We start from the raw sequence: 17,954 nt of genomic DNA on the forward strand, positions 1-17,954 counted from the left end.
AGGGAAAGGCGGTATATGAATGTTATGCCAAAATTGTCATGAACGCCCTGCCTCCATTCACCTTTACACTAAGGTAAATGGCGAAAGTCGTTCACTTGATTTATGCCAAAAATGCTACCAAGAATTTCGTGCTAGTCAAGGAGGAAACCTTGGTAACGAAAATATAAATAATGATAACTACGATAATAATGAAAATCCAAATATGGGAGACTTATTTGGGAACTTTAATAACTTATTCGGTTCAATGAATGGCGCCACTGCTAGTCAAATGCAAAATCCACAAACTCCTGGTCGGGGTGGAAATGGTAATAGCATTTTAGATCAATATGGAACAGATTTAACTGCTTTAGCTAAACAGGGTAAAATCGATCCTGTCATTGGTCGTGACAAAGAAATCGCTCGCGTAATCGAAATTTTAAACCGCAGAACCAAAAATAATCCTGTTTTAATTGGTGAAGCTGGCGTAGGTAAAACTGCAGTAGTTGAAGGGTTAGCTCAAGAAATTGTTGATGGTAGTGTTCCTGCCAAACTACAAAATAAGCGAATTGTTTCTCTCAATATTGTTTCAATGGTCCAAGGTACTGGTGTCCGAGGCCAATTTGAACAGAGAATGCAACGACTTATCAAAGAATTACAAAGCAATCCAGACTTAATTCTGTTTATAGATGAAATTCACCAAATTGTTGGAGCCGGAAATGCTGAAGGCGGAATGGATGCTGGCAATATTATTAAACCTGCTCTTGCACGTGGTGATTTCCAATTAGTTGGTGCAACAACGATTAAAGAATATCGTGAAATTGAAAAAGACTCTGCTCTTGCACGGCGCTTCCAACCTGTTGAAGTTAAAGAGCCAAGTGTAGATGAAACTATTAGAATTTTACATGGTATTCAAAAGCGATACGAAGACTATCACCATGTTCATTACACTGACGCTGCGATTGAAAGTGCAGTAAAATTATCGTCACGTTATATCCAAGATCGTTATTTACCTGATAAAGCTATCGACTTACTTGATGAAGCTGGTTCAAGAATGAACTTAACAATTCCTTTTGTTGATAAAGAAAAGATCAAAGAAAGAATTGATGCTGCTCAACAACTAAAACAAGATGCTTTAAAGAATGAAGATTACGAAAAAGCAGCCTACTATCGCGATCAAATTGAAAAATATGACAAGATGAAAGATCAAAAAGTTGATCCTGACAAATCCCCTGTCATTACTGACAAGATTATGAATAAGATTGTCGAAGAAAAAACTGGCATCCCTGTTGGCGATATTCAAAAGCAAGAAGAAAATCAATTACAAAACTTAGCTAGTGATTTAAAAGCAAAAGTTATCGGACAAGATAAGGCTGTTGAACAAGTTGCTCGAGCAATTCGCCGTAACCGCATTGGTTTCAATAAATCCGGTCGTCCAATTGGTTCATTCTTATTCGTTGGTCCAACTGGAGTTGGTAAGACTGAACTCGCTAAACAAGTTGCCTTAAAGATGTTTGGTTCTACTGACGCAATGATTCGCTTTGACATGTCAGAATATATGGAACAATATTCAGTTTCTAAGCTAATTGGATCTGCTCCAGGTTATGTAGGTTATGAAGAAGCAGGTCAGTTGACTGAACGAGTTCGTCACAATCCATATAGCCTGATTTTACTTGACGAAATAGAAAAAGCTCACCCAGATGTTTTAAACCTCTTCTTACAGATCTTGGATGATGGTCGCTTAACAGATTCTCAAGGTAGAACTGTTTCATTTAAAGATACAATAATCATTATGACTTCAAATGCTGGCCAAGGTATTAAAAATGCTAGCGTTGGATTTACTGCCGAAGCCAATCCAAGTAAAGAATCAACTCGTTCATCCATGAGTCAATTCTTTAAACCAGAATTTCTAAACCGACTTGATGATGTAATTGAATTTAATCCATTATCAAAAGAAGACTTGCTTAAAATTGTTGACTTAATGATTGCTAAGACTAATAGTATGATTAGCGATCAAGGTCTACATATTGATGTTACTGACGCTGCTAAAGAGAAGTTAGTAAAAGAAGGTTATGAACCTAGTCTTGGTGCAAGACCTCTCCGTCGCACAATTCAAGCAGAAATTGAAGATAAAGTAGCAGACTTCAAACTCGATCATGCTAATGTTAAAAATTTCCTTGCCGATTTAGTCAATGATGAGATTACTATTTCTGCTAAAGAAAGTTAAAATTAAGCACCTGCGGGTGCTTTTTCTATAAACGATTTAACGATTTTAGAGTATACTATAAATATAGAAACAATTTAGAAAGACGCAGGTGAAAACAATGCATTTAATTGACGTTACAAATACTTATTCTGACTTAGTTCAAAACCAGCTTAATTCAACTAATGCACAATATATTAAAGTTTATTCTCTTGGTAATTCTTCAGTTGTTTACACTGAAACAGATGCCGATATCGAAATTGTTATCGAAAATCATGATCGTAAAATAAAAGATGAAGAAGTTGAATTTTTGATTCGTCGCCTGATTCGTGATGATCGTAGCTACGATATTACAATTGACAAAACCAAAAAAGTAATTGCAATCACCTGCAGAAAATAATTAATTAAAGCAAATAAAAAGTTCAGTTGATTAACTTCAAAACGAAGTAGCCAACTGAACTTTTTTTGTTTACTCAAAATTCCAAATATTTTCCAAATAAAAATCTTCTCCAGCTAACAAAGTAATTGCTGATAAATCATTTCCAGAAACTGGTGGATATTGACATTCAAGTGCGATGCCTGCAAACTTATCAATATTTTTAGCAACTCCTGTCCCATCAAAATGATTAGCTGTATAAACAACCATACTTGGAGCTGTTGTTGTCATCGTAACACGATGATTTTTAGTTTCTAATTTAGCAGCAAACTTATCTCCATTAGTTAATAAAAACGGATGATTTAAGCCACCTTCAGATATTATTTGCTTGTCAGTACTATTAATTACATTAGCTAGTTTTTGTCCTTTACGAAAATCAAATACTGTATTGTCAACACTTAGCCATCCTTCATAAGGTAAATGCTCTTTATCTAATGGCTTAAAATAATCAGCAGCAATAGTTAAAGTGGTATCAAAAATATTATTTGGTTGATCCAAGGCAAAATAAGTGTGATTAGTAGGATTAAATAAAGTAGTTTCATCAGATTTTGCTCTAATTTGATACTTTAGTTGATTATCATTATTCAAAATATATTTAACTTCTAATTTTAAATTACCAGGATATGAATTATGTCCTGCTGAATCCAGAAAGGTAAAAATAACTTCTATCTTTTCAGGTGATTTGTTGATTCTAAAGTTATAAACTTGTTGATCTAGCCCATCATTTCCACCATGAATATGATTTTTCCCCTCATTCATTGCCAGCACTACATCTTTACTTCCGCAATGCCAAATATGACCACGAATACGTCCTACTACTCTACCAACAGTTCCACCTAAAAAATTACGTTCTTTACTATAATCAAGGCGCCCAGGCAAAGATAAAACCAAGTTTTGCAGACCTGCTTGTCCAGGCATTAATACTTGTTCTAAAGTTGCTCCATAATTCAATAATTTTACAACTAAGCCTTGGTCGTTCACTAAAGTAAATTCATATAAATTTTGCTCGCAATATTGACCATATTTTTCGACTTTAATATCCATAAACTTTCACCACTTCTAAATAGCTATAAGTTATAGCTGATGACAGAATCGCTTAAATGCCGCAATACCTACTTCATCACGCTTGAAAACCCCAGCATCTGCTAAAACTTGCGCAAAGACTTCTCCTACAGCCAATTGCAGTTGCTTATCAGAATTGCTTTCACTCCATGAGTATTTTTGGCGTAATTGCTCAGCCCACTCCTTATGAATCGGATTAATCTGATTAGGTTGATTCAATAAGTATTTTTTCACTTCATTAAATTCCGTTTTCAATCTTGCAGGTAAAATTGCACGTCCCATTACCTCTATCAGACCAATATTTTCCTTTTTTATATGCTGAACATCAGCATGTGGATGAAAAATTCCATCAGGATATTTATTACTAGTTTGATTATCACGCAATACCAAATCTAATTGATATTTTCCTGCAATTTTTTGAGCAATTGGTGTAATAGTATGATGTCTGATACCATTAGTTACTGCTCTTACATCCACTGTTTCATCAGTATAGTTATCCCAAATTTTTCTGATATGTTCTGCTGCATTAATTAACTCATCTTTATCATGGCTAATTAGCCGAATTACACTCATTGGCCACTTAACAATCCCCGCTTTTACTTCAGGATAATCTGCTAATTGCAATTTGATTTCTATCGGAGCTTTGGCCATTGGAAAAATATGTCGTCCACCTTGATAATGTTCATGAGAGAGCATTGAACCGCCAACAATCGGTAAATCAGCATTTGAACCAACAAAATATTCAGGAAACATATCAACAATCGCAAGCAAATTACTAAACGTTGTTTGATTTATTACCATCGGTTCATGATTTTCATCAAGAAAAATTGCGTGTTCATTAAAATAAGCATACGGCGAATATTGAAATCCCCAAGTTTTACCACCTAATAAGAATCTGATAATTCGATGATTGGCTCTTGCTGCGAAATTATTTCTTCCAGCATATCCTTCTGTTTCCATACATAAAGCACAAGCAGGATAACCTGCCTTTTTTAATTTAGCTGCAGCCGCGATATCTTTAGGATCTTTTTCAGGTTTAGACATATTAATCGTTATTTCCAAGTCACCATATTCAGTTTTAGCTGGAAAAACAATATTTTTAGCGATGGCTCTTGTTTGAATATAGTTATTAGCTTTACTTAAATTGAAAAACCAATTGGTAGCTTCTTTGGCACCTGCTTGATATTTATCCCAAAATATATGATTTGCTTGACTAGGACTAGGTGTTGCCAAATCCATAATTTGAGCTTCTAGAATCTGTTTAGCCGCTAAAGTATCCGCAATCTTCTTATTTGCTACTGCTTCTTTTACTAATAGATCAAGATTAGCTAAAAAATCCTTTGCTGCAGATAAACTAAGTGCATTATCCCCTATTAAGTTCAATAAACGATTAGTAAGATATACCTTATCCATTTCTGAATAATTGGGGTTTAATTTTAAAATAAGTTCAATTTGTTTTTCGATTGCTGTCAATTACGATCACCAAAACCTTCCGGATTATTTTCATGCCATTTCCAAGCGGTTTCAATTATTTTTTCAATATTATCAAATTGAGGCTTCCAACCTAACAGTTCTTTAGCCTTATCTGAGCTTGCAATCAAAGTGCTAGGATCTCCAAGTCTTCTAGGGCCAATACTTGCTGGGATTGGCTCACCAGTTACCTTACGCGCTGCTTGCAAAATTTCCATATTAGAAAAACCTGTTGCTGATCCTAAATTAAAAGCTGTTGACGAGTTGCCAGCTTCCAAATATTTCAAGGCTAAAACATGAGCATCTGCCAAATCTAAAACATGGACATAGTCACGAATATTAGTGCCATCTTTAGTTGGATAATCATTACCGTAAATTTGTAAACTTGGACGTTTACCTGCCGCCACTTGCAAAATAATTGGAATCAAGTGCGTTTCTGGATTATGATCTTCACCAATTGAACCATCTGGCATAGCTCCTGCGACATTAAAATAACGCAAGGCTACAAACTTTAATCCATCAGCTAAATCAGCCCAGTGCATAATTTTTTCCATAGCTAATTTACTTTCTCCATAAGCATTTGTAGGAAGCTGGGGATCAGTTTCTTTAATTGGAATTTGCTTTGGTTCTCCGTACGTTGCGGCAGTTGATGAAAAAACAATTCTTTTTATTCCAAATTGATTCATTGCCTCAAGTAACGTTACCATTCCACAAGTATTATTATCAAAATACTTTAGCGGATTTTTCATTGATTCAGGAACTACAGAAAATGCAGCAAAATGGACTATTCCATCTACTTTTTCCTGACTGAAAACTGAACTTAAAAACTGAAAATCTCTAATATCTCCTTGGTAAAACCTTGCCCGTTTATCAACTGCTCTTCGATGACCCGTAATTAAATTATCTAAAACAATAACATCTTCACCCGTAGCTAATAAACGTTTAACTGTATGAGAGCCAATATAGCCAGCTCCACCTAAAACTGCAATTGTCATATTTTATCTCCTTAAAAAACTATTAACTTAATTGCTTTGCACCATCTGCAATATTTGCAACATAAAAGTGTGCATCATAACCTATTTTTTGACGGTAAACTTGCCCAACCTCATTAATAAAATCTTCTACATTATCAAGATTTACAATTGCAATTGCACAGCCTCCAAAACCCGCACCGGTCATTCTAGCACCTAAAACCCCTGCTTGCTTTAAAGCGGTTGTTACTAAAGTATCTAATTCTGGGCCAGTTACTTCATAATCATAAGCCAAAGATACTCCAGAAGCAGAAACTAATTTTCCGAATCCTTTTAAGTTCCCTGCTTGTAGAGCCTTTGCAGCATTCAAAGTTCTCATGTTTTCAAATACTGCATGACGAGCGCGTTTAATCAAAATTGGATCATAAATTAAATAAGTATTTTCATCAAATTCATCTTCAGTTAAATCACCTAAACTAGAGATATTTAGCTCTTTTTGCAGTCTTGCCAAAGCCTGTTCACATTCACTACGCCGTTCATTGTACTTAGAATCTACTAACTCTCTACGCTTATTAGTATTCATAATAACAATTACGTTATCACCCATTTCGACTGGTAAATAATCATATTGCATAGTATTAGTATCTAATAACATTGCTTGGTTTTCTTTTCCCATTTCAATAGCAAATTGATCCATAATACCAGATTTTACGCCAATATAATCATTTTCAACCCTTACACCAAATTTAACTAATTCAAGAGGTGTAAACTTTCCACCAAATAAATTATTCAAAATGGTTGCTACAAGCATCTCAAGGGAGGCAGAACTTGATAAACCAGCTCCATCAGGCAAATTACCACTAATATAAATATTAAGGCCATGACTATAGTCTAAACCAGCTGCTTGCATAACTTGTGCCATTCCTTGGAAATAATCTGTCCAAAGACCTTGCTTTTCTTTAGCCAAATCAGCAAAAGTAATTTTTACAACTCCAACATCTGGGAAGTTATCAGAATAAAGTAAAAAGGCATCCTGATCATTTGAACCAACAGCAGCATAAGTTCCCAGTGTAATTGCACAGGGAAAAACATGCCCACCATTATAATCAGTATGTTCACCTATCAAATTAATCCTACCGGGAGCAAAAAAAGTATGCTCAGCAGCTTTTCCAAATTGTTCGATAAATCCTTTTTTAACATTTGTACTTTTCATTCATCTTCTCCTTGAGAAATAAAAAAGACCACAAATTATCCACTCAAAAAGTGGATAATTTGCAGTCTTGCCTAATTAAATAGTTACAATCTACAATTTCATCTACATTTTTATTATAGCACATATCTCTATTAATGTAAGCGCTATTAAGCTCTACTTATTTTTAGTATTCATTCTCCAGCACATTCCATAAAGCAATAATATTATTGCTCCCCAAATGTAAGCTAATTTTACAGAAATAGCGTAACTTAACGGCAAAGAATAAATATAAATCATCGCAACACTTACAACTAATCCAACAACTAATAATACTGGTCTTACTATCTTAGTTTTATTCATATCTTTATTTAAATTAGCCACAGCAATTCCTTGTCCCAATAATGGAATCAAACCATAAAAAAGCAGTAACTCTAAGAAGACTGAGCTAGGCTTATAGGAAGGCAATATTAAAGAAGCAATAATTAACATAAATTCTAAAGCAACAATAATGCGAGCTTGCTTCTTATTAAGATTTGAAGCCCAAGAAGCTGTTAATATAATAGTTACAACTAATGCAAATATATACAATGCAAAAAGCAAATGTTGTAAGGAATTATTCGGTGTGTACTGACGTAAGTATGTTGCCAGCTTTAGTTGAACAAAAAACGCCAATACCAGATAAATTAAATTTGGTAGTTTAGTTTTCAAAGTAGTAACCCTTTCTTCATTCATAAATAAAACTATTTTTCTCCCTTTACTATCAATTATACGCTCCCCCCATTTTTTTGTAAGCGCTTATTATAAAACGATAAAAAAGCACTGAGCTTCTAACTCAGTGCTTTTCTAATCTTACAACTTTTCAGTTAATTTTACATCTGGATATTTATCATGGAACCAGCGCATTGCAAATTCATTTTCAAATAAGAACAATGGCTTATCATATCGATCCTTAACCAAGAGGTTCCGTGATGAGGACATCTTAGGATCAAGTTGCTCTGGATCAATCCAACGCGCAACTCTCTTACCTAATGATGTCATTTCTACTTCTGAATTATATTCATTTTGCATTCTAAACTTAAATACTTCAAATTGAAGTTGTCCAACTGCCCCTAAAATATATTCATCAGTGTTAAAGTTGCGGTATAACTGAACTGCCCCTTCTTGAACTAATTGATTCATTCCCTTATGGAATGACTTTTGCTTCATTACATTCTTAGCTGTAACTCGCATAAATAATTCTGGCGTAAATTCAGGAAGTGGTTCATAAACGATTTTACGTTTACCAGCATAAATACTATCACCAATCTGGAAATTACCAGTATCATATAGCCCAACAATATCACCAGCGACAGCTTTAGATACTTGAACACGCTCACTTGACATAAATTCAGTCGCATTATTTAAACGAACTGCCTTGCCAGTTCTTGCTAAAGTTACATCAAGTCCCTTTTCAAATTCACCACTACCAATTCTAACAAAGGCAATTCGGTCACGGTGATTTGGATTCATGTTAGCTTGAATCTTAAAGATAAAGCCAGAAAATTCTTCATCATCTGGTTTAAGTTCTTCATCATCATTAACTTTATGGCTACTTGGTGCTGGCGCTAAATCAACAAAACTCTTCAAGAAAGTTTCAACCCCAAAATTAGTTAAAGCTGATCCAAAGAAAACTGGTGTCTGTTCACCCGCTAATACTCTTTCTTCATCAAAAGTATTACCTGCTTCTTTAATTAATTCAATATCATCTAATGCTGACAAATATAAGCTATCATGACTTAATTCTTCGCTTTCAGGTAATTTACCTTCGCTATCTAAGTCAATAAAGCGATCATCGCCATCTTTACGATAAAGCTCTACTCGGTTATTTTGAATATCGTATAAGCCCTTTAAGCTCTTACCAGAACCAATAGGCCAATTCATCGCAACACCTTCGATACCTAAGATATCCTCTAATTCAGCTACTAAATCTAAGCCATCCCGACCATCACGATCAAGCTTGTTCATAAAAGTAAAGATTGGAATACCACGTTTACGCACAACTTTGAAAAGCTTCTTAGTCTGTGGTTCGATACCCTTAGCTGAATCAATTACCATAACCGCTGCATCTACTGCCATCAAAGTACGGTAAGTATCTTCAGAGAAGTCTTGGTGTCCTGGTGTATCAAGAATATTAATTCTCTTACCTTCATATTCGAATTGCATAACTGAACTAGTAACAGAAATACCACGCTTTTTTTCAATTTCCATCCAGTCACTAGTTGCGAAATGGCCAGACTTACGTGCTTTAACTGTACCAGCACTTCTAATAACCCCACCAAATAAAAGCATTTGTTCCGTAATTGTTGTCTTACCAGCATCGGGGTGGGAAATGATTGCAAAAGTCCGACGCTTATTAACTTGATCTAATAACTTCTCTGCCATTAATCCTCAATTTCTTCTTTCTTTTTATTTGGAATTGTTAAAAGCAAGGTAAGAATTCGAGACCCTTTCATTCTTCTAGTTGTCAAAACCATACCATTGTCTAAAGGAACGGATAACTTCTCGCCCTTTGCAGGAATCATTCCCAATTTTGTAATGACATAACCGGCAACAGTATCAACATCTTCCATTTCTAAATTGGTTTCAAATTCTTCATTGAAATCATCAAGGGTCATCTTACCGTAAATTACATACTTATTGTCACTTAACTTGGTAAATAAAACTTCAGCAGTATCAACTTCATCATCAATATCACCGACTATTTCTTCAATTAAGTCTTCAATAGTTGCTAAACCAACAACCCCACCATATTCATCAGTTAAAATAGCAATTTGTTGCTGTCTTTTTTGCATTTCAACTAATAATTCACCTAAATCAATTGTTTCTGGTGCAAACAGCGGCTTATACATTACATCTTGGTAATCAAGTTTATCAAAGCCTAGCTTTCTTGCCTTACGCAAAACAGTTCTAATATGGATAACACCAACAATTATATCCTTGTCTTGATCATATACAGGGATTCGAGAATATGGTTCATGCAATATATCATCAAGATTATCTTGAAAATTATCATTAATATCGACCATGAACGCATCTGTTCTTGGTACCATTACTTCCCGGGCCATTTTACCTTGAAAGTTTAAAATCCCAGTAAACATAGAATAGACTGTATCATTAATCGACTTATCTTCATGCAATTTTTCAATTTCTTGTTCTAATTGCTCAAGGGGTTCACTTTCTTCCTCACCCACAAATTTTTTTACGTAGATTTTCAAAGAAATTTGACGCCGCAGGGTCACTACTCATCTTCTTGCTCTCTTTCTATCTTTAATAATAAAAATAAAATATGTCAAATAATCCATAGTATTATACCATAGCTAAGCGCAATTTTATGATAAAATGCTACTAAGAAAGAGGTTATACTTATGGAAAAGAAACGTGTATATTTAGTTTTTGTCTTTTTACTACTAATTCCATACTTGTGCAGCTTAGCAGTTATCGGAATTGGATATAATGCTTTAGTTCTTCATTCTAGCAGCATTTGGCGTTCAACTATTGGAGCTTTAATGGGGAGCTTTATTATGTTTGCCATTAAAGCAACAATTCAACGACCACTTGACTTGATGGCTAATCAAATTAATGAAGGACTTTTTGAACAATTTCTTCGTTTCTTTAGTGTTAGACGGCGGCCTTGGTTACAACTAGCCAATATAGTTTTAGATTTTATTTTATGTTATATTGCAACCTTCCTAGTCCGCACTTTCCTTAACTTAGATCAAATTGTTGGCAATTCAGTTGGCATTACCTTGATAGTAATGTTTGTTTCAACTTGTATTGGGGCATATTTAGAATATGACAACCTTTCAATTGATCCTGGCCAACATTAACTTTATTCACTGACCTTCAAGTAAAGCACTTGGGTCAGTTTTTTTGTATCTAAATCAACTTTTTGTAAAACATATGGAAGTGGTGAATCGCCTAAGTTTTCATACACCTTAATTCCTTCAGCAGTAACATCTTTTAAGAAACTAGGAATTGAGCTATTCAAAGGTGTTGAAAGATTGGCTAAATCACCATTTCTTTCTTTAACAGCCACTTCACTTTTTGGTAAGTTCATCTTGAGCATCCCATGACTTTTGGTAAGTTCATGGTCACTAACAGCTCCATACCAATACATAAAGCTATCTGGATTAAACACAACTAAACTTGCTCGATTATTTTCTAAATTATTTTCTTTCAAAAAATTAGCAAATTCTTCATCGTTTTCCATCATCATATTTTGTTCAGAAAAACTACGATTTTGGTCAATTAAACTAGCTGGAAATGGTCGTCCATAAAAAAATAATTCATCAATTGTTGTTTTCATAAAACTTCTCCTAATATTCATCTAATTCTGAAAGAGAAATAACTTCTCCTGCCAAAAAACGGTCAATATCATTATTTGAAAAGCCGTGACTATATAAATACGTTCTTATTTTATACTTTCTTTGGCTTTCATCAAGTCTTTTAAAACGTTTATAAGCTTTTATACCTTGTTTTTTCAAAGCCTCATCTTCTTGCGTTTCTTCATTAACTAAATCTAAATCATCAATTATAACTTGCACTAAATCAGTTCTAAAACCATGTTGCAATAACTTGAACGTCATTTTTTTCTTAACTTCGTTAAAGGCTATTTTTCCAAGTTGATTTTTTAAAGATTTAATCAATCTTTTTCCCACTTCTATCCAGTCCTCAGATGAAACTTCTGCTAATGCATCTTCAATATTGTTATCTGGGACTTTTTTTAAGCGCAATTTTTGAGCAACAGAAGCTGGTCCATCTTGTCCAACTGCCAAATCATTTTTTATAAATAGTCGAGCATACTCGAAATCATTTAAATAGCCCAAGTTAATAAATTCGTTAATTGCACTGTCAATTGCTTCAGGGCTTAATTCATGCTTAACCAAATATTGTCTTACTTCATCAACTGTTCTAATTTGATAACTTAAATACCGAGCAGCTAGTTCACTAGCTTTGGCATCTGTATCAAATTGTTTAATTTGTTCAATTTGCTTATCGGTCAGCTCACTGCCTTTAAATAATCGAAATTCTGTCAGTGTGCGCTCACTTGCTGAAAAAGCATATTTATCATCAAGAAAAATATTATATCGTCCGCTTCTTTTTTGTGCGGAAACTTTTGTAATTTTTGACATCATATTTCCTTTCACTAGTTTAATTCCATGCTATCAAAAAAAGTAACCTTCAACACTACTTTTTTTCTTGCACGTGTAGTTTTTTGCACTTAATATAATCTAAGACAGTAAAATTAGATTTTTGTAGAAAGAATTATGAAATGGTATATCAAAAGAAAGATTTAAAAAAAGACATTATTATTACCATTAAGCGCTTAGGTATTAATGGTGAAGGTATTGGCTATTATAAAAAAAAGATTATTTTTATTCCTGGTGCTTTACCAGATGAAGTAGTCGTAGCCCAAATAATTAAAACACATCCTGGCTACATCGAAGGTGAATTAGTTCGAATTAAAGAAAAAAGTCCTAATCGGGTGGCTTTCCCTGATAAAGTTGATCCAGAAATTGGTGGTCTAGAACTAGCTCATTTAAGTTATGACAAGCAACTTGAATTCAAGAAAGATATTGTCTTAGAATCTCTTAGAAAATATCATCCTCGTGGCTATCAAAAATACAAAGTTAAAAATACTATCCCAGCTAAAGAAAATTGGCATTATCGTGCTAAAGCACAATACCAACTCGAATTTAGTAAAGGGAAAACCAAATTGGGCATGTATGCACCAAATTCCCGTCGTTTAATTGACCTACCGGAAATGCCTACCCAATCTAAAAATACCCAAAAAACAGAACGTTTAATCAAAAAATTAATCGACAAATATCATCTACCTGTTGCCAATTGGCGCAAGCATTTTGATGGAATTAAAACAATAGTAGTTCGTGAAGCTGTTTCTACTGGAGAAATGCAGGTTACTTTTATTACTATTGGGAAAAAGATTAATGGTTTGAAAAAACTAGCTCAAGAAGTTATGAAGCTTGATAACGTAGTTTCTGTCTTTCAAAATGAAACTGATTGGAATAATCCGCAAGTTTGGGGAAATAAGACGGTTAAACTAGCTGGAAAGAATCAAATTATAGAACATATTCTCGATAAAAAATTTGCTTTATCTCCAAGAGCATTTTTCCAACTTAATCCAGAACAAACAGAAATTCTTTACAGCGAAGCTATTAAACTGCTTAACTTAACTCCTGATCAAGTTTTAATTGATGCTTACAGTGGCGTTGGGACAATTGGTATCATTGCCAGTGACTATGTTAAGCAAGTTATTGGTATTGAAAGCATCCCTGAAGCAGTTGAAGATGCAATGCACAATGTTAAATTAAACCATGTCCGCAATACTGAATATCTACAAGGTAGCGTTGAAAAAATCTTGCCACAACTAAAAAACAGTGGGGTTCCAATCGATGCTTTAATTGTCGATCCACCAAGAACAGGGTTAGCTAAATCCTTAATTAAGACCATTATGCAAGTTAAACCTGAGAGCTTTGTTTATATTTCATGTAATCCATCTACTTTAGCTCAAGATTTAGTAATGTTAAGTGAAGTATATGATGTTCGCGTAATTGAAAATGTCGATATGCTACCACAAACTGCTCGTTGCGAAGCAATCGCTAAATTAGTTTTACGTAAAGAAAATTAGTTTTAGAAAAAAAGACTAGTAATGTAAAATAACATTACTAGTCTTCTTTTTTGCATTAAAAAACAGGCTACCCTTTTACTCTTCCTGGTAAGTAGCCTGTTCATCAAATGGATGAGGTAGTATTTCCTCTAGTCACAATCATCAACATGTTTATCAATATATTGGCTGACGCGACCATAATAACATCACTTGTTCGAGTTTTTGCGAAAAGAACGCAACCTATTTTTAATAATCAAATGGAAAACATACGCGCAGCCAAATCATAAGTCTATTAACTATAACGGCTGACACCTCTTTTTCAGAGAATCTTCATTCAACTAACAATACAATTCTGGAGATAAAAACCTAAATTTTGTTACTTTCTACCTCTTCCACACTTCTAATATATCATTTTATGTAACCGCTTGCAAGTATTATTTCTTAGAATATTGACGAATATTTTCATTTGTTCCAGCAAAATACCAACCATTTGCATCAGAATTTATTTCTTCACTAGCAGCCAAGTCTTTCAAACTATCATTAAATATTTCTTCATATTCTGAAACCGTTAATTTTTTACGATTTTCTAGCAGTTCTTTATGCTTTGCAGGATATAATTGTTTTTCGTATCCTTCTACTAAACGACCAGTAAAGAATTCTGCCATTGCACCTGAACCATATGAAAATAGTCCAATTAAACTCCCTGCCTTTGGTTGATCTACTTCTAATAAACTAAGTAAAGACATGTAAAGTGAAGCTGTATAAATATTACCAACTTCTTTACTATAAGTTGCACTTGCTACAAATTTATCAAGCAGTCTAGCACATGTTTCAGGTTCTTGACCTTCAATAGCTAATTTAAGAGCTTTTTGTCCCATTTTAGTAAATGGCAAGTGGAACAATAATGCTTCAAAGTCACTCGTCTTCAAGTTTTGCTTTTGAGTATAATCTTCAAAACAATTCTTGAAGAAATCAAGATAAACATTAGTTGAGTATTTACCATCAACTAAAGCACATTTGAAATTGTTAGGGCGCCAAAAATCATCAATATCATCAGAATACATACTAGTTTCACTATCAATTTCTAAGATACTTGGGTCTTTTTTAATAAGTAAACTAATACTACCAGCACCTTGCGTAACTTCACCAGGTGTTGCTACGCCATAACGCGCAATATCACTACCAATAACAATTGCGGTCTTATCTTCATGTGCTCTAACATAATCAATTGCTGTCAAAATAGCTGCTGTTAAGCCAAAGCAAGCTTCTTTCAATTCAAAAGTTCTAATATTTTTGGGTAAATTCAAAGCCTTTTTGACAAATAATGAAGCAGACTTAGATTGATCGACACTTGATTCCGTACCAAATACTAGCAATCCTAACTTTTCAAGATCAATTTCATCAATATATTCACTAGTTGCATTGATTGCCATTGATACAGCATCTTGACTTTTATCTGCAACCGCCATTTTATTTTGGCCAATTCCAATTAAAAACTTGCCAGGATCTACATTTCTTGCTTCAGCTAAATCCACCATATCGACAAATTTATTTGGTGTATAAAAACCTATTTTATCAATACCGACTTTCATTCTTAACTATTTTCCTCTCTAATCTTTTGTAAAAAATTCTTTGCATCAGTTTCACCATAGCGTTTTTGCTCTTGCATCAACTGCTTTACTGCTTTTTTTTCATTATCAGTAGCAGATAAATTTTTCAAAACATTGCGAATTTGCAAATTCATATGGCCCTTTTGAATACCAACAGTTGAAATAGCAAGTAATGCTGCCAGATTATTCGCTAATCCAACAGTTGCAATAAGTTCAGCTAGTTCACTGACGCTAACTTGCCCCAAAATATTATATGCTACTTGTACATCACTACGTGACTTAATGGAGCCCCCAACCACGCCAATAGCAAGAGGCAAGCTTATCTCACCAACTAGCTTACCATCTTCAATCTGCCAGCTGCTCAAGCTTTGATATGTACCTGATAGACTGGCTGCCTGATGACAAGCCGCCTCTACTGCTCGAAAATCATTTCCTGTTGCAAGTAAAATTGCATCTACACCATTCATAATTCCCTTATTGTTAGTAACAGCACGATAAGAATCTTGCTTACCAATTTTGCTAAGTAAGGCAACTTTTTGAGCAATTTCTTCTCCAATTTTTTTATCTTGGGTTTTAGTTAAGCTTGCAAAAGCTAAAGATACTTTAGCGTGAGTAAATTGACTAGGATAATTAGATAAAATTGCATATAATTTTTCAACAGCAAATTCTTGACTAATTTTTTGTCCCAAAAATTCTAGGATTGCATTAGTTCGATTAGCCCCCATGCTTTCAGCAGGATCAACCAGAACTCGTAAAAAAAGCAAATTATCTTTTAATTCAGAGACAATTTTTTTGACACCGCCACCATGCTTAACCAAAGAAGCAAATTCTTGGTTGGCAGCATTTAAATAACTAAGCTCTTTACTTTTAAAGCTTGCTAATGAGAATTTCTCTACTTTGAAAACTAATTGTCCCCAAATTCCTGTCCGCTCACTTTTGGCAATAGCACCACCATTTTGATTAAAGATATTTAACCCATGGTTGGCTGCTGCAACAACTGACGCTTCTTCAGTTGCCATTGGAATTTGAAAGCTTTTGCCATTAACAACTGCTACTTGCAGAATTGATAATGGTAAGGTCAACTTACCTATTACATTTTCACTAAGTGTATCTAATTCTGCTAACAAGTCATAATCAACTTTATTAAGCTTAATTCCTTTCTGAAGTAAGCTTTCTCGTCGCTCACTTGCAGACAACTGATAAAATTTCACCTTTATTTCACCCGCTCGATTTCAAAAGCAATTGCTAACCCGCCACCAATGCACAAACTAGCAATTCCTCTTTCTTTATTTTCACTAATTAAAGAATGAGCTAAAGTACCTAAAATTCTCGCACCACTTGCTCCTAAAGGATGCCCTAAAGCCAAAGCACCACCATGGATATTAACCTTGTTATGATCTAAATGCAATTCTTTTTCAACAGCTAAACTAGTAGCTGCAAAAGCCTCATTAATTTCAAATAAATCAATATCAGCAAGTTTTTGTCCAGTTTCTTGGAGTAATTTTTCAATGGCTACTTTTGGACCAAAGCCCATTATTTGTGGATCAAGTCCTACTTCTGCATAGGCACTTAACTTAGCAAGAGGTTTAAGGTTTAATTCCTTAACTTTATCCTCAGTAGCTAAAATTAACATACTTGCACCATCAGATAATGAAGATGAATTACCTGCTGTTGCAACACCATCTGCTTTAAAAACGGTTTTTAAACTAGCTAATTTTTCAACACTAGAGTCAGGACGTACATTTTCGTCATAGCTTAAATCAACTACTGGGCTAATTTCTTGGTCAAAGAAGCCGTGCTCTTGAGCTATAGCTGCTTTTTTATGTGAATCTACACTAAACTCATCAGCTTGTTGACGACTAATACCATATTTAATAGCTACATTCTCACAAGTATTACCCATTAACTTATTACTAAAAGCATCAGTTAATCCATCATAAAGCATACTATCAATAAAGTGGGGATTATCTTTTTCAGACTTTTTAGCTAAGAGTGGAGCATTGGTCATACTTTCACTACCACCAACCGCTACTAATTTTAAATCACCAATGAGCATTTGCGCTTGAGCTAACCGAACTGCTTTAAGTGATGAACCACAAACTTCATTAATCGTTGTGGCAACACTTTCATTTTTCATACCACTATTAATAGCAACTTGGCGAGCCATGTTTTGTCCAAGTCCTGCACTTAAGACATTTCCCATAAACAAGGCATCTAACTCATTAGAACGCAAATTAGCAGCCATTAAGGCGTCTTTAAGGGCAAATGTCCCTAATTCTACGGCATTAAAAGCTGCTAATTGTCCACGGTAGCGGCCAAAAGGTGTTCTTTTAGCCGCTACAATATAAATGTTTTGCATCAAATTTC

General features: G+C 34.3%; 15 protein-coding genes and 1 pseudogene. 4 read left to right on the plus strand and 12 right to left on the minus strand.

Features of this window, described 5'->3' with window-relative positions:
- Positions 1-19: 19 nt before the first annotated feature.
- Entirely contained in the window at positions 20-2,203 is a 2,184-nt protein-coding gene (locus ETI37_RS04975) for an ATP-dependent Clp protease ATP-binding subunit (protein WP_006587047.1), read from the plus strand.
- A 97-nt stretch (positions 2,204-2,300) separates the two neighbouring features.
- Entirely contained in the window at positions 2,301-2,579 is a 279-nt protein-coding gene (locus ETI37_RS04980; protein ID WP_006587048.1) for a DUF1827 family protein, read from the plus strand.
- Positions 2,580-2,648: 69 nt separating this feature from the next.
- On the opposite strand, the gene ETI37_RS04985 is transcribed toward ETI37_RS04980, so the two are convergent.
- The 7 genes and pseudogenes from ETI37_RS04985 to ETI37_RS05015 form a co-directional block, all read right to left on the minus strand.
- Positions 2,649-3,659, minus strand: coding sequence for an aldose epimerase family protein (locus tag ETI37_RS04985; RefSeq protein WP_006587049.1), 1,011 nt, complete (start codon positions 3,657-3,659; stop codon positions 2,649-2,651).
- A 30-nt stretch (positions 3,660-3,689) separates the two neighbouring features.
- Complete coding sequence (locus tag ETI37_RS04990) at positions 3,690-5,150, minus strand: UDP-glucose--hexose-1-phosphate uridylyltransferase (RefSeq protein ID WP_006587050.1); 1,461 nt, start codon at positions 5,148-5,150, stop codon at positions 3,690-3,692.
- Positions 5,147-6,142 (minus strand): UDP-glucose 4-epimerase GalE, encoded by a 996-nt coding sequence (gene galE / locus ETI37_RS04995; RefSeq protein WP_006587051.1) that lies wholly within the window; start codon positions 6,140-6,142, stop codon positions 5,147-5,149. Before galE ends, ETI37_RS04990 begins: the two co-directional genes overlap by 4 nt.
- Positions 6,143-6,164: 22 nt before the next feature.
- Positions 6,165-7,331, minus strand: a complete 1,167-nt coding sequence (locus ETI37_RS05000) for a galactokinase (RefSeq protein ID WP_006587052.1) — start codon at positions 7,329-7,331, stop codon at positions 6,165-6,167.
- Between the two features lie 153 nt (positions 7,332-7,484).
- A complete protein-coding gene (locus ETI37_RS05005) occupies positions 7,485-8,042 on the minus strand; it encodes a hypothetical protein (RefSeq protein ID WP_006587053.1) in 558 nt (185 codons plus the stop codon).
- A 117-nt stretch (positions 8,043-8,159) separates the two neighbouring features.
- Positions 8,160-9,731 carry a peptide chain release factor 3 gene (locus ETI37_RS05010; RefSeq protein ID WP_006587054.1) on the minus strand — a complete coding sequence of 524 codons (1,572 nt, stop codon included), beginning with the start codon at positions 9,729-9,731 and terminating at the stop codon, positions 8,160-8,162.
- Positions 9,731-10,595: pseudogene (locus ETI37_RS05015) on the minus strand (hemolysin family protein). The gene ETI37_RS05010 and the pseudogene ETI37_RS05015 overlap by 1 nt, the downstream one beginning before the upstream one ends.
- 119 nt (positions 10,596-10,714) lie before the next feature.
- Between ETI37_RS05015 and ETI37_RS05020 the strand changes: the two are divergent.
- Positions 10,715-11,176: a hypothetical protein gene (locus ETI37_RS05020; protein ID WP_006587056.1), complete on the plus strand. Its 462-nt coding sequence runs from the start codon at positions 10,715-10,717 to the stop codon at positions 11,174-11,176.
- Between the two features lie 2 nt (positions 11,177-11,178).
- On the opposite strand, the gene ETI37_RS05025 is transcribed toward ETI37_RS05020, so the two are convergent.
- On the minus strand, positions 11,179-11,655 hold the full coding sequence (locus ETI37_RS05025; protein ID WP_006587463.1) for a hypothetical protein: 477 nt from the start codon (positions 11,653-11,655) through the stop codon (positions 11,179-11,181).
- A 10-nt stretch (positions 11,656-11,665) separates the two neighbouring features.
- Entirely contained in the window at positions 11,666-12,481 is an 816-nt protein-coding gene (gene recX / locus ETI37_RS05030) for a recombination regulator RecX (RefSeq protein ID WP_006587464.1), read from the minus strand.
- A 140-nt stretch (positions 12,482-12,621) separates the two neighbouring features.
- Here recX and rlmD point away from each other — a divergent pair, with 140 nt between their 5' ends.
- Complete coding sequence (gene rlmD, locus ETI37_RS05035) at positions 12,622-13,998, plus strand: 23S rRNA (uracil(1939)-C(5))-methyltransferase RlmD (protein ID WP_143458475.1); 1,377 nt, start codon at positions 12,622-12,624, stop codon at positions 13,996-13,998.
- 413 nt (positions 13,999-14,411) lie between these two features.
- On the opposite strand, the gene ETI37_RS05040 is transcribed toward rlmD, so the two are convergent.
- The 3 genes from ETI37_RS05040 to ETI37_RS05050 are packed head-to-tail and all read right to left on the minus strand — an operon-like array spanning position 14,412 to position 17,946.
- Complete coding sequence (locus tag ETI37_RS05040; RefSeq protein ID WP_006587060.1) at positions 14,412-15,569, minus strand: hydroxymethylglutaryl-CoA synthase; 1,158 nt, start codon at positions 15,567-15,569, stop codon at positions 14,412-14,414.
- Between the two features lie 2 nt (positions 15,570-15,571).
- Positions 15,572-16,798, minus strand: a complete 1,227-nt coding sequence (locus ETI37_RS05045) for a hydroxymethylglutaryl-CoA reductase, degradative (protein ID WP_006587061.1) — start codon at positions 16,796-16,798, stop codon at positions 15,572-15,574.
- Positions 16,799-16,800: 2 nt separating this feature from the next.
- Entirely contained in the window at positions 16,801-17,946 is a 1,146-nt protein-coding gene (locus ETI37_RS05050) for a thiolase family protein (RefSeq protein WP_034535767.1), read from the minus strand.
- Positions 17,947-17,954 lie beyond the last annotated feature (8 nt).

Source organism: Lactobacillus mulieris, assembly GCF_007095465.1.
In the GTDB taxonomy this organism is placed as follows: Bacteria; Bacillota; Bacilli; order Lactobacillales; family Lactobacillaceae; genus Lactobacillus; species Lactobacillus mulieris.

Excerpts from the sequence above, each read along its gene's own strand:
- galE (WP_006587051.1), bottom strand. The coding sequence starts at position 6,142 with ATGACAATTGCAGTTTTAGGTGGAGCTGGCTATATTGGCTCTCATACA.
- ETI37_RS05025 (WP_006587463.1), bottom strand. The coding sequence starts at position 11,655 with ATGAAAACAACAATTGATGAATTATTTTTTTATGGACGACCATTTCCA.
- ETI37_RS04975 (WP_006587047.1), top strand. The coding sequence starts at position 20 with ATGTTATGCCAAAATTGTCATGAACGCCCTGCCTCCATTCACCTTTAC.
- ETI37_RS05010 (WP_006587054.1), bottom strand. The coding sequence starts at position 9,731 with ATGGCAGAGAAGTTATTAGATCAAGTTAATAAGCGTCGGACTTTTGCA.
- ETI37_RS05000 (WP_006587052.1), bottom strand. The coding sequence starts at position 7,331 with ATGAAAAGTACAAATGTTAAAAAAGGATTTATCGAACAATTTGGAAAA.
- ETI37_RS05040 (WP_006587060.1), bottom strand. The coding sequence starts at position 15,569 with ATGAAAGTCGGTATTGATAAAATAGGTTTTTATACACCAAATAAATTT.
- ETI37_RS05005 (WP_006587053.1), bottom strand. The coding sequence starts at position 8,042 with ATGAATGAAGAAAGGGTTACTACTTTGAAAACTAAACTACCAAATTTA.
- ETI37_RS04980 (WP_006587048.1), top strand. The coding sequence starts at position 2,301 with ATGCATTTAATTGACGTTACAAATACTTATTCTGACTTAGTTCAAAAC.
- ETI37_RS05050 (WP_034535767.1), bottom strand. The coding sequence starts at position 17,946 with ATGCAAAACATTTATATTGTAGCGGCTAAAAGAACACCTTTTGGCCGC.
- recX (WP_006587464.1), bottom strand. The coding sequence starts at position 12,481 with ATGTCAAAAATTACAAAAGTTTCCGCACAAAAAAGAAGCGGACGATAT.
- rlmD (WP_143458475.1), top strand. The coding sequence starts at position 12,622 with ATGGTATATCAAAAGAAAGATTTAAAAAAAGACATTATTATTACCATT.
- ETI37_RS04985 (WP_006587049.1), bottom strand. The coding sequence starts at position 3,659 with ATGGATATTAAAGTCGAAAAATATGGTCAATATTGCGAGCAAAATTTA.
- ETI37_RS05020 (WP_006587056.1), top strand. The coding sequence starts at position 10,715 with ATGGAAAAGAAACGTGTATATTTAGTTTTTGTCTTTTTACTACTAATT.